Annotated in this window: 11 protein-coding genes and 1 pseudogene; 7 read left to right on the top strand and 5 right to left on the bottom strand. The window is 33.7% G+C overall.

The window, feature by feature from the left end:
* On the bottom strand, positions 1-247 hold a 247-nt coding region (locus BLV40_RS11390), incomplete at its 3' end, for a helix-turn-helix domain-containing protein (RefSeq protein WP_139265517.1).
* A gap of 339 nt (positions 248-586) precedes the next feature.
* Between BLV40_RS11390 and BLV40_RS11385 the strand changes: the two are divergent.
* Positions 587-1,166 (top strand): annotated as a pseudogene (locus tag BLV40_RS11385) (ATP-binding protein).
* A gap of 378 nt (positions 1,167-1,544) precedes the next feature.
* Positions 1,545-2,132: a GNAT family N-acetyltransferase gene (locus BLV40_RS11380; protein WP_090689909.1), complete on the top strand. Its 588-nt coding sequence runs from the start codon at positions 1,545-1,547 to the stop codon at positions 2,130-2,132.
* A 153-nt stretch (positions 2,133-2,285) separates the two neighbouring features.
* Here BLV40_RS11380 and BLV40_RS28875 read toward each other — a convergent pair whose 3' ends face one another.
* The 4 genes from BLV40_RS28875 to BLV40_RS11360 form a co-directional block, all read right to left on the bottom strand.
* On the bottom strand, positions 2,286-2,531 hold the full coding sequence (locus BLV40_RS28875) for a hypothetical protein (RefSeq protein WP_211482114.1): 246 nt from the start codon (positions 2,529-2,531) through the stop codon (positions 2,286-2,288).
* A 51-nt stretch (positions 2,532-2,582) separates the two neighbouring features.
* Complete coding sequence (locus BLV40_RS11370) at positions 2,583-2,807, bottom strand: hypothetical protein (RefSeq protein ID WP_026591126.1); 225 nt, start codon at positions 2,805-2,807, stop codon at positions 2,583-2,585.
* A gap of 29 nt (positions 2,808-2,836) precedes the next feature.
* Entirely contained in the window at positions 2,837-3,166 is a 330-nt protein-coding gene (locus BLV40_RS11365; RefSeq protein ID WP_081810981.1) for a DUF2085 domain-containing protein, read from the bottom strand.
* 128 nt (positions 3,167-3,294) lie between these two features.
* Positions 3,295-3,741, bottom strand: a complete 447-nt coding sequence (locus BLV40_RS11360) for a GNAT family N-acetyltransferase (protein WP_026591125.1) — start codon at positions 3,739-3,741, stop codon at positions 3,295-3,297.
* A gap of 463 nt (positions 3,742-4,204) precedes the next feature.
* On the opposite strand from BLV40_RS11360, the gene BLV40_RS11355 reads away from it, so the two are divergent.
* The 5 genes from BLV40_RS11355 to ppsA all read left to right on the top strand — a co-directional run bounded on the left by BLV40_RS11355 (position 4,205) and on the right by ppsA (position 10,446).
* The gene (locus tag BLV40_RS11355) at positions 4,205-4,777 is read left to right on the top strand and encodes a dihydrofolate reductase family protein (RefSeq protein WP_090689905.1); all 573 of its coding nucleotides are present in this window, start codon (positions 4,205-4,207) and stop codon (positions 4,775-4,777) included.
* A gap of 313 nt (positions 4,778-5,090) precedes the next feature.
* Positions 5,091-5,480, top strand: coding sequence for a cupredoxin domain-containing protein (locus BLV40_RS11350; RefSeq protein ID WP_090689901.1), 390 nt, complete (start codon positions 5,091-5,093; stop codon positions 5,478-5,480).
* A 244-nt stretch (positions 5,481-5,724) separates the two neighbouring features.
* Complete coding sequence (locus BLV40_RS11345) at positions 5,725-6,306, top strand: DUF4256 domain-containing protein (protein WP_026591122.1); 582 nt, start codon at positions 5,725-5,727, stop codon at positions 6,304-6,306.
* Positions 6,307-6,564: 258 nt separating this feature from the next.
* On the top strand, positions 6,565-6,879 hold the full coding sequence (locus BLV40_RS11340) for a DUF3892 domain-containing protein (protein ID WP_090689898.1): 315 nt from the start codon (positions 6,565-6,567) through the stop codon (positions 6,877-6,879).
* A 954-nt stretch (positions 6,880-7,833) separates the two neighbouring features.
* Positions 7,834-10,446 (top strand): phosphoenolpyruvate synthase, encoded by a 2,613-nt coding sequence (gene ppsA, locus BLV40_RS11330; protein ID WP_090689894.1) that lies wholly within the window; start codon positions 7,834-7,836, stop codon positions 10,444-10,446.
* Positions 10,447-10,747 lie beyond the last annotated feature (301 nt).

The following is a 10,747-nucleotide window of genomic DNA, read 5'->3' as shown; positions in this document are numbered from 1 at the left end:
CCGCCGTTTCTCTCATAGATGTCCCTTGTTTCTCCATATAATTAAGCACATCTAGTTTATACTGAAGCGAATAAGTTGTATAGCGCTTTTCAAAAGCTTTTTCCCCAAAGGCCTCATATTGTTTAATCCACTGATAAATTATACTAGAATGAATCCCTAGAGATTTAGCGATTCTTTTCCCGCCATCTACCCCATCAAAATATTGTTTTACTATTTGTAGTTTTTCTTTAGAAGAAAACTTACTCATAAAAAAGTGCACCTCCAATTGTTAAGTGTGTCTAACAATTGGGGTGCACATCATCATTAGTTGTCTTTTTATTTTCGAATTATAATTCCCCGCTTACTTATTATAACTTGTATTTTCAAATCAAAAAAATTACAGAGAGATGCAGCAGAATGGACTATTACTATATTAAGAAAAGGATACAATAGATATCTAAAATGAAACTCAAGTGATGATAACAAATAAATTGTATCTTCATCTGAGTCCTATATTTTCATCTTAATAAAGCAGTGCTTTTAATTCTAATGTATTTTTATTTCAAAGTTGTAACAAAATGATCATTTAATAATGGAGGTTGAAGCTATGAAAAGGTTAGTAATTATTACAGTAGGTAAAACCCATAGTGGGAAAACTACATTTGCAAGAGCTCTAGAAAAAGAGTTAAATAACTGTTTTGTTATGGACCAAGATAACCACGCTGAATTTATAAACACTTTTTATAAGAACTTACAACCGAAACTAGGGCCTAATACTCTTAAGCATGCCCTCTCAAAGCTAATTGTCGATTATGCAAAAGAACACAATGATTTAAATCTTATTTATTTGCAACTCAAATCGAAGTCGAAATGGACGAGTGTACTTGCTTGAAGAGTTATTTAATAAAGATGAGTTTATCCGTATTTTGGTTTATTTTGATATTCCTGATGATGTTCTTCTTGAACGAGTTACTCAAAGTAGGCGAAGTACCAATATATTTAGGGGTGCTTATTCTAATTTTGAAGAAGTGCTTGATCGACAACAGACTGAATCTCTACAAGAAGATGTAACTGATCCAGTAGAAGGTGAAGCAGATTATTTATTTGTAATTAAAGACAACGAGGAAGTTGATTTTGTTATTAAAGAAGTTGTTCATATTGCTACATGTTTATCCTTTGTTCGTTGATTATTATTCAGTGATGTTTGAGTTTTACATAAGGTGTACTGATTTAAAAAGAGGAAGTTATTAAGATAATGCGGTGCTATTGCTCGAACAAGTAACAATCGTTTATTCATTTCCCTAAGTCGATTAAAATGCCAAAAAGACTGCTTTTTAATCGAAATTAGTTATTTTTTAGCCATTTTAGTGATAATAGTTTATTTTGCAAACACTACAATACATTAAAAAACGTCAGTCATGTTAGTTTTTTAAAGGGCCAGATTGTTAGGGGAAAGAGGAAATTGAAGGTTTATCTTGAATTTGTAAGTTATACTGGGTGAAAAGGGTTTAATAGAACTAGATTATTCAAATAGTTGAAGTGAAAAAAATACAAGGGGAAAAGTTATGAAACATAAAACACCAGAAAAATTATTTAGGATAGATTGTAGAGATATTTATCTTCAAGAGTTTTCAATTGAAGATGCAGATAGTATTCACAGAATATCAAACCAACCAGAAATATTTAATTTTTTGCCAGACTGGAAATCAACAAAAGAACAGCGGATTGATTGGGTTACCAATTACGAAATACCAGCAAATAAAGCGTTTCTTGATGCCGCTGTAAATACATCAAACATAGATGGTCATTTTTTAAAACTAGGGGTATTTATTAAGGAAACAGATGAATTTATTGGTTGGTGCTGTACGGGCATAAAAGATGAGCTTCCTTTACCGAATAGAGAAATTATGTATGCTATTTCAAGTGAATATCAAAAGAAAGGTTACGCTACTAAAGCGTCTAAAAGATTGATTGACTATTTGTTTACAAATACAAATTTGGAAGTCATTAATGCAGTAGCTTTAATTAACAACATTTCATCAAATAAAGTAATTGAAAAATGTGGATTTACTTATCTGAGTCAACAGACGATAGAAAACGAACTATATAATCATTATATATTGAATAAGTCAGAGTGGATGAAAAATCATTAAAAGAAAATGTTGTTGTTCCAGAAAAGGGCGCGATTCTGGAATAAGAAAGGACATTATTATTAGTCATATAAAATATGTAATGTTCTTAAAATTATTTATCATATTTAGCGAGAAGACCCCTACCTCAAGCACGTAACGGTAGGTGGGGGTAGTTCAATTAGGTATTGATAAACTCTTCATCAAAATGGTTTCATTTCTTTTTGGATCAACTTTCTGTTTTATAAAAAAGTTGGATTGTTTCGATGAACTCCATTCCACAAACAACCCTGTTAATGAAGGGGGGGATCTCAACATCGTTTTAGAATTTAAGATGAGAATTTTTTGTTTTTCCCGATAGGCTGAACAATGTTCATTGGAAATACGATAATTTTCCCTGCCAGTTAAAACTGCTACTTCCACTAATTTATGAACGAGACTGTCCCATACCGCAACTTTATTTCAAGTTTACATTTAATCTTTGCAATCACAATCAAAATCTGAACAATCGGCACAATCTAAAGTGCCACAATCCAAATTTCTCTTTTTGGGGTTTCTCTTAAGATGAAAATTTAGCAATCCGATAAATAGTAAACAAATAACAAAAGCTACTATTGCTTCTGTATACTTTTCATGAAAGATAAAACCAATTCCACTGCCACCGGAAATGAGAATTAGAATTGAATAGATCCAGAACATGTAAATACCTCCGTCGATGTAAAATAGATTTAGGATAGAATCCATATGATACTAGATGAGATAAGTAGTCCCATACCATTACCGCTTAAGATACCAGTAGTTACTCTTAGTAAATTTGTGCTACTTCTCCATTTCCATTTTTGGGTAAATCCATCGATGAATAATGGAATTTGAGCAGAGAAGGATAGTGCTAATGATAGCGTATACGAAGGTGTTATTAAAAAATAAATTGGAAACATAAAGAAACCAATCAATATACCTGTGCATCGTGCACATAAAGGTATGTATTTTTGTAGTTTAAGAAAACTCCTTTCAGATTTTCTGTGACAAGGGATATGTAAAATGATACCTCGAATCAATACGGTTCACCCTTTCTAGTAGTATTTTAAATGATTTGGTAACTAAATTATAGAATTCTTAAACTTCGTAGCATAATGCGTTCCTACTAACTCATCAACCTTCATGAAAAAGGTAAGTATTTTAGAGTTCAAAAGATGAATTTCGCCAGTTGTTCACCCCAAGATGATAATTCAGTTTCAATAAATCCAGCCTTCTTATAAGCTAGTTTCGCCGAAAGATTTTTAGGATTATAGCCAATCATAATTAGAGGAATATTTTTATTATTAATGCTTCTTATCTTTTCAATAATGAGAAATATAGCCTGTATACCTAACCCTTTTCCTTGATATTCTTTATCAATCATAAGCCTATAAATCCAAAAATTGTTATCATTAGCGTCTATACCAAACATTGTAAACCCTATTAATTTATTATCAAGATATATACCATTTGCGTAGAAGTTATCTAAAAATTGAACCTGTGCGATAGAATAAAGATTAGAGGCAAGAAATGTACTTTGTTCTTCTTTCACTGATAATCTAGTAGCTTCCTCCCAATTACTTTTATCAATGGGTTTTAAAGTTATTTTGTTCAATATGATACCCCTTTCTAGTGATAGAACCACGCAGTTTTTAGGCTAGTGAAGCGTTATTCCCTCATATTTAAGTCCAAAGAATACTATTTTCTTTTGCATCGACAACGCCTCCTTAAAATTAAGATTTAAACTTCGTAATAATATATTCAATATTATAATATGATTTCTTTTTTATTAGTTATGTTAATGTAGTATAGTGCTATCCTAAGGGGAAGTAAAAAATTACTCTTGATACTAGCACTATTTGTATACTGTAAACGGTTGTTTTTTATCTTTTAAAATATTTACAGTTGTTAAAATTGTTTACATACAAATAAAATCGTTATATTTACAATACAGATGTTTAAAAACATCAGTCATGTTATTCCATAAGAGGGTTATATATTTGAAGATGAACTGGGAATGAAAAGCAGCATACATAGTTAAGGAAACAATATCTAAATGATTAAAGGGAGGAAGAATTATGTCCAATAACGTAAGGCTAAGAAGAGTCATTTTAGATTTAGCAGTTACTTTAGATGGTTTTATTGAAGGGAAAAATGGGGAAGTTGATTGGTGTATCATGGACTCTGATATGGAGTTTATTAATTTCTTAAATCAAATTGATACTATTTTATATGGAAGAAAAAGCTACGATTTATGGGGACAATTTACTCCAGAAATTGAAGATACTGATACTGAAAAAGAAATTTGGGAATTAGTTCATAGTAAAGAAAAATATGTGTTTTCTAGAACGCAAAAAGGGACCGATCATAAAGTAATATTCATAAATGATAATATTATTGAAGAAGTAAATAAATTAAAGAATAAGCCTGGTAAAGACATCTGGCTATATGGTGGAGCAAGTCTTATTACAACTTTTATCAATTTAGAGCTTGTTGATGAATTTAGATTATCCGTTCACCCTGTTATTTTGGGAGAAGGAAAACCGTTGTTTATTGATATAAAACAGAGAGTGAATTTAAAGATGATTCATACAAGAACGTTCTCCTCTGGCGTTGTGCAACTAATCTATCGTTTGAATGGGAATTCATAATATTGCACATTCCAAAGATAAAATACAATAAATATCACTAGGAAATACTCGTTGTACCATTTAGTTAAAAAGGTAACTAGATGAAAGAGATGATAAAAAATATTTTGTTTGAATATGAAGTATTACACTTAAACTAATGGTGAAGGTTAAGTGAAGAAGAATGGATTGTAGAAAGTCGTTATAAGAGTTGATTTTTTTCTTTGTCACTGTTTCAGATGAAAGAGTTACTATTTGAAGCACGTTGTACCTCATTTATAGTAATAATATTTTATGAATTGGAAAACAATAGTGCTTAGGAAAGGGAGGATTGCGAATGTCTGTGAAAAAGTGGTTAACTGGATCGGTCATTTTGCTTGCGGTATTTATAGTTGTGACAAATACAGGCTCACTCAGTGTATTTGCCGAATCCAGCGTCGTAACGCAGCCTGTTGAGTCAGTGGAAATGATTGAGGTCGAGTTGAACGATGATTACTTTAATCCGAATGTCATCACTATTCCGATTGGAAGAACGACAACGTTGATATTGAAAAACCAAGGTAAAAAAGAGCACACCTTCACTGTAGAGAAGCTCAAAATTGACGCCGAAATTCAACCGGGAAAAGAAAAAACAATTACCGTGAAACCGAATGAAACCGGTACATACGAACTGATATGTCGGTACCATTTCCAGAAAGGAATGGATGGAAAAGTAATAGTCAAATAACAAGCAGGGCCAATCGGGCCTTGCTTTTTTAATAAGCAACGATAACTTACTTATTATTACCCAGACATTATTATAATAGCTAACGTTCCTCCGCATATGGGCAGGATTGTGGAGAAATGGATTTACTAAATCCTATAATCCATTGTAAACTGAATTCACACAATCATTTAAATGATTTATTATAAAATAATTATTTATATATACTGAAATTAATATGAGTATAAATAATAAGGGGGGACCTAACATGACAAAGAGAAATGAAATTAACAATAAAAAGGAATTGTCACTAGAACAACGTGAAGAATTACTTGAAGTATTGAAAGTTCGTTTTGAGAAAAACATGAATCGCCATAAAGGCCTTGAATGGGCTAAAGTCCAAGCAAAGCTGGATGCTAATACTGAAAAACTGTGGTCGCTCAATGAAATGGAAAGAACTGGCGGCGAACCGGATGTTGTTGGGCATGATATAGAGAAGGGCGAATACATTTTTTATGATTGTTCAGCGGAAAGTCCTAAAGGCCGCAGAAGTGTTTGTTACGATCTTGAGGGACTAGAGTCAAGAAAAAAACATAAACCAGAAAATAACGCTATTGATATGGCAAGTGCCATGGGTATTGAACTATTAACGGAAGAACAATATCGGGCGTTGCAGAATCTTGAAAATTTCGATAAGAAAACGTCAAGTTGGGTGCAAACACCTTCTGATATTAGAGAACTCGGCGGTGCCCTTTTTTGCGATTATCGCTTTGGGCACGTCTTCGTGTATCACAATGGAGCAGAATCTTACTATGCCGTTAGGGGTTTTCGTGGCTCGCTAAGGGTCTAAACTTTGCACAGATAGCTAAATTTGAATTTGAGAATAGATCCACTTAGGGAAACGTTTTAATTTCATTCTTCAACTATCGGGCGCAGTTCTATAGCAAAAATTGTGTTCGATTTGAATACGAGCTGAAAAAGTGGAATAGGTTCGCATTTATAGAATGGAAATGTGAAAAACTGTAAAAAAATTCATTTTCTTAAGGATCACAGTACATAAAACTAATAGCATCCGAACATATTAATAAAATGTTTGGAGGTGGGTTTTATGGATAAAAAAGACTTTCAAAAAATTTATAATGATTACTTACAACAAGGGGAAGACCAAGCTCAATTGGAAGTAGTTGAGGAAGTCGATTCAGGAGTAGAACAAATTGTTGCAGTTCGTAAAAATGATGAGGATGATATTATTGCTTTTAAAACAAGTAGTGGAAGAGAATTAGATTATATTACTGCTCTTGATGAAGCAAAATCAGGGAAGTTAGCTCATGTGGACGTATTTCATAAGTATGGCAGGGATATTATACGTAGTGAACCTGACGGTATTAAAGAAAATAACTTAGATAACTTGCCTTCTTTTTAAACGGATAAACCTAAAGAAGAGAATATTAATTTGGATATTCTCTTCTTTACTTTACTAATTTACTATGAATTTCGTAAACTTTCTGTAAGAAAACCATCAGTTATTCAATTATAGGACGCTTTAATGAGGTAACAAAAAAAGCCCAATTTCTTAATATTTAGACTGTACCTCGAATCGTGGACAATTAAAAAAATCCATGATTTAAAGTGAATCCAAAAAGTTAGACAAATATTCTAAGCAGCTAATAAGGATTGGATCCTGTATTGTACAGGGCTCAATCCTTTTTTGTACTCTCCTTAATTTCTTTTAAAAGTTCAAGTATTTGTTTTTCGTATTTAGATTTTCGTTTTAAATATTGTATAAGGTGTAGAGCGGATAATATCCCTATGAAATATAAAGAAAATTTAGTGATCATATTAATAAATACTACAACTAACGAAGTAATGCCGAGATGCCAATTAAACGGCACAACTACCAGTAAACTTAAAATCAATGCCAACCATATAAGGTTTCTGTTCATTATTGTTCACCTTCCTTTTTTTGAAAAATCATGCCGTTGTTTTTGATTTTAACACATCTAATATATATACATATTGAGAAAGCAAGCAATTATAATAAAAAGGTTTTGTTAAAGAATTCTGTAGATATTTGAGTGAATCAAATGAACGTTCTGCAATGTGTGAACGATTGTTTGGAGGGTTTTCCCCTGCGTAAATCGGCAGGTTTAATTGGTGATGTTCATTTCGGTACTCTATTCTATTGGAGACATAAGTATTACCTACTAATGGTTTCAATAATATAATTTAACAAAGCAATTTTTTTAAAGGAGTGTTTGATATGAATATAGAACTTCATCAGGAGCAAGAACGAGTGGACAGCGTAATTAGTTGATCAGATGAACAATTTTTTCATATAATTCGTCTTAGTATTGAGCGATAGATGGGAGGGAAGGAAATGAAACCCTATGTACTAGAGTTTCGGGAGATCGATAAAACGAGACAAATCTTGGTCGGTGGCAAAGGAATGAATTTGGCGGAACTATCGAAGATTCATGGAATACAAGTGCCAGAAGGATTTTGTGTTACGACAGAAGCCTATCAAAAAGCCCTCGAACAAAACGAAGCGTTCCACGTATTGCTGGATCAACTAGTACTACTAAAAGTAGAGGATCGAAATCAAATTGGTGAAATCAGCAGGGAAATTCGGAAAATCATTATGGAAGTAGAGATTCCTTTCGATGTTGTGAAAGCTGTTACTTACTATCTCTCCCAGTTTGGCGATGAACATGCTTATGCAGTGCGTTCCAGTGCAACTGCTGAAGATTTACCACATGCCTCATTTGCCGGCCAGCAAGACACCTATTTAAATATCATCGGAAAAGAAGCCATTTTACAGCACATCAGCAAATGTTGGGCTTCCCTATTTACAGATCGTGCCGTGATTTACCGTATGCAAAACGGATTTGACCACAGTCAAGTGTATATATCCGTTATCATTCAACGGATGGTGTTCCCGCAGGCTTCAGGAATTTTATTTACTGCTGATCCGATTACTTCCAATCGAAAGCTACTATCTATCGATGCTAGCTTTGGACTAGGAGAGGCCCTTGTCTCCGGCTTGGTATCTGCCGATTGCTATAAGGTGCAAGAAGAAAAGATTATCAATAAAATGATTGCAACCAAAAAACTAGCAATCTACGCCTTAAAAGAAGGAGGCACAGAAACACAGCAAATAGAACCCAATCAGCAAAAAAGCCAAACACTTACTGAACAACAAATATTACAACTAGCACGTATAGGAAGCCAGATCGAAGCTTATTTTGGTTGCCCACAAGATATCGAATGGTGTTTGGTTGATGATATATTATATATTGTTCAGAGCCGGCCAATCACTACTTTATACCCCATCCCTGAAGTGAGTGATCAAGAAAATCACGTCTATGTATCTGTCGGTCATCAACAAATGATGACTGACCCCATGAAACCATTGGGGATGTCTTTATTTCAGTTAACAGCTCATCCACCCATGCATGCAGCTGGTGGAAGGTTATTTGTTGATGTCACACATAATCTGGCTTCGCCTGTCAGTAGAAAAAATTTATTAAATGTCATGGGACAATCCAATCCGCTCATCAAAGACGCACTTATGACCGTAGTCAAGCGAAAAAAATTTATAAAATCGTTACCAGATGATGAAAAAATACAAAGTTCCAGTCAAAGTAATAATGGTAAACCTGTGGATTTTCTAACACAAATCGAAAACAATCCGACGATCGTTACTGATTTGATTAAGAGTAATCAAACATCGATAGAAGAGTTAAAACAAAACATTCAAACGAAATCAGGATCAAATTTATTTAATTTTATTCTAGAAGATATCCAGCAATTAAAGAAGATATTATTTAATCCGCAGAGTTTGGGTGTAATTATGGCAGCTATGGATGCTTCATCATGGATCAATAAAAAAATGGAGAAGTGGTTAGGTGAAAAAAACGTAGCAGACACGCTTTCTCAATCTGTACCAAACAATATTACTTCGGAAATGGGTCTAGCATTATTGGATGTCGCAGATGTGATTCGTCCTTATCCAGAAGTAATTGCTTATTTACAACATGTAAAAGATGATAACTTTTTGGATGAACTGGTTAAGTTTGAAGGGGGACAAAAAACCAGAGACGCTATCTATTCTTATCTCAATAAATACGGAATGCGATGTAGTGGAGAAATTGATATTACTAAAACTCGTTGGAGTGAAAAGCCAAGTACACTTGTCCCCATGATTCTCGGTAACATTAAAAACTTTGAGCCGAATGCTAGCAATTGGAAATTCGAGCAAGGGCGACAGGAAGCTTGGAAAAAGGAACAAGAGTTATTAGATCAATTGAAAGAATTACCGGGTGGTAAACAAAAAGCTAAAAAGACAAAACGAATGATCAGCCTAATCCGGGATTTCATCGGTTATCGTGAATATCCAAAATACGCCATGATTAATCGCTACTTCGCTTATAAGCAGGCTTTACTGAAAGAAGCCGAACAACTCGTGCAAGTCAATGTTATTCATGAAAAAGAAGATATATACTATCTCACTTTTGAAGAACTTCGCGAAGTTGTACGCACAAATCAACTAGATTACCAGATCATCAGCAAAAGAAAAGACGAGTACAAATTATATGAAAAACTAACTCCCCCATGTGTTATCACGTCTGATGGTGAAATCATTGCAGGTGAGTACAAACGGGAATATATTCCACCTAATGCTATTGCAGGCCTACCTGTTTCTTCCGGTATTATCGAAGGAAGAGCACGTGTCATCTTAAATATGGAAAATGCGAATTTAGAAGAGGGAGATATATTGGTTACCGCCTTTACCGACCCTAGCTGGACACCGCTGTTTGTATCTATCAAAGGCTTGGTTACGGAAGTAGGTGGTTTGATGACCCATGGTTCTGTCATTGCCAGAGAATACGGTCTTCCAGCAGTTGTAGGTGTGGAGAATGCTACGAAGTTGATCAAGGATGGACAAAGGATCAGGGTGAATGGAGCAGAAGGGTATATAGAAATACTATAATTCATTACATTTAAATCATAAAAGAAGAGCATTCGAATTAAGAGAATCATTGATAACACGGTGCTTTGCGGTCTATGGTAATCTCCTCAGTCACTAGGACAAATGGGGGGCAGTAACGGAAGAACAATATTAATGTCTGTTAAGATTATGTTGAAATCGGTTCTTCTGTTAAAGTAAGCTATTGTTGAATAAAACTTAGAATTTCAAACGACTTTATTGTTATATTTTTAGTGTAGTAAATTATATTACGTCAAAAATTAAACAACTATATGTTTAACCCCGTCCTAAATTTAGAACGGGG

This window comes from Bacillus sp. 166amftsu, assembly GCF_900107445.1.
Lineage (GTDB): Bacteria > Bacillota > Bacilli > Bacillales > Bacillaceae_G > Bacillus_A > Bacillus_A arachidis.
This window is presented reverse-complemented; position numbering and strand designations above follow the sequence as displayed.

Excerpts from the sequence above, each read along its gene's own strand:
- BLV40_RS11380 (WP_090689909.1), top strand. The coding sequence starts at position 1,545 with ATGAAACATAAAACACCAGAAAAATTATTTAGGATAGATTGTAGAGAT.
- BLV40_RS11370 (WP_026591126.1), bottom strand. The coding sequence starts at position 2,807 with ATGTTCTGGATCTATTCAATTCTAATTCTCATTTCCGGTGGCAGTGGA.
- BLV40_RS11355 (WP_090689905.1), top strand. The coding sequence starts at position 4,205 with ATGTCCAATAACGTAAGGCTAAGAAGAGTCATTTTAGATTTAGCAGTT.
- BLV40_RS11350 (WP_090689901.1), top strand. The coding sequence starts at position 5,091 with ATGTCTGTGAAAAAGTGGTTAACTGGATCGGTCATTTTGCTTGCGGTA.
- BLV40_RS11345 (WP_026591122.1), top strand. The coding sequence starts at position 5,725 with ATGACAAAGAGAAATGAAATTAACAATAAAAAGGAATTGTCACTAGAA.
- BLV40_RS11340 (WP_090689898.1), top strand. The coding sequence starts at position 6,565 with ATGGATAAAAAAGACTTTCAAAAAATTTATAATGATTACTTACAACAA.
- ppsA (WP_090689894.1), top strand. The coding sequence starts at position 7,834 with ATGAAACCCTATGTACTAGAGTTTCGGGAGATCGATAAAACGAGACAA.